1 protein-coding gene is annotated in these 1,507 nt (G+C 36.2%); it reads right to left on the bottom strand.

What is annotated here, in order from left to right; translation table 11 throughout:
- Window positions 1-500 precede the first annotated feature (500 nt).
- On the bottom strand, window positions 501-1,507 hold a 1,007-nt coding region (locus ABID39_RS07835), incomplete at its 5' end, for an autotransporter outer membrane beta-barrel domain-containing protein (RefSeq protein WP_354187602.1).

The following is a 1,507-nucleotide window of genomic DNA, read 5'->3' as shown; positions in this document are numbered from 1 at the left end:
AATCACCACAGAACTTTATGAGAAACACAAAAACTGAGAGCAAAACAGACAAAAAACAACAGAAAAGAGTGCTAAAAAACAATCCTCATTCACTTATATTGATACAAAAATCAATAACGGACAAATTTATTGAAACACTCCGCCATACGCATAACCCATGTATCCTGCAAAATTTTCAAAATCAGAATGGAATGACCAATCCCATACCATATGATCTTATGCCATATGATTAAAATCAAAACTCTTTAAAGGCTTCACTTTCATAAAAAAGAAGCAATTATAACGATCACGAATTTTCAATCGCAAATCACAGAGATCACAGAAAATGATTTTTTCATCAATAAATACAAAACTCCAATAATATTCCTCCCAAAATAATAATATTCCCAAAAATGAAGCAAAAGAGCAAGTTGAAGCAAGACAGATTGAATATAAAAGGCAGCAAATTTTGCTGCCTTTTACAAAAAAATATACAAGATTATGAAATAAGGTCGTACAAATTAAAAAAGGTGACGCAAACCAGCAGAAAAACGAGCACCTGAAAAACCAGCTTTTTTAAGGCGGCGTTGATAACTTACATCTCCATGAAGTGCAAATTGAGGAGATAATCGAGCATCAAAACCAAATCCTGTTTCTAAGGAAGAGCCAAAATCACCTAACTGGAAAGTGTGTTTAAAAGATACAGACTGTTTTTCTCCAAAATGATGCGAAAGATAAAGCTTACCATAGAGGGAAATAACACGCCTCTCTTCCATAGCAAAAAGCTTCTTGGTTAAGTGCCCACCAACACGCATGGTCCATTGATCAAATTTTCCCAAATTAACATCGATATTATCAATATCATGTACAGGATCAAACTGAAGATTTTGATAAATAAACTGAACTTGCGGATCTAAAACAAGACTTTTACGCCCTATTGCAAATGCCTTACCACTGGTCAAGGCAGCACTGAGTTGTTTGCCCTTTAATGTTGCCGTCTTACCTCGAGCAAGAGTAAAAACATCACCTTTAAACAAGCCATAAGAGAACACCCCGTCCATATATAAGCCTGTGTCATGCCTCAAACCTCCATAAGCAGCAACAGACCATTTATCAAACGTACTCTTTTTGCTTTGTTCAACTTCTTGAGGATGGAGAGAAAAGTTTCCGTAGTTTCCCAGAACCCCCAAGAATGTATGACTACATAAACTCTCAATCTCCTTCAGCAAAACACCTGCTTCTAGCGCATTATAATCAAGTTCAGCTCCATACCCATATTCAAACATGGAAAGATTAGAAACATAATGGTAGTTTCCACTATATCCATGCAAAAACAAAGCAGAATTTTCATCACTCTTCAAAGCACTCTGAGAAGCGCTTTGCATTGTCTCAAATTTCTTGTTTTGAGCAATAAAATCTATCAAACCAGCTTGGAATAAAGCGTTAGGCAAAAGCATATAAGTTGGCAATTGCGGAACCACAGCGCGAATTCCTTGCTTAGTCCGAATATCAGACTTAGCAGAAACAG

The sequence above is a fragment of the Bartonella japonica genome (assembly GCF_040545385.1).
GTDB classification, from domain to species: domain Bacteria; phylum Pseudomonadota; class Alphaproteobacteria; order Rhizobiales; family Rhizobiaceae; genus Bartonella; species Bartonella japonica.
This window is presented reverse-complemented; position numbering and strand designations above follow the sequence as displayed.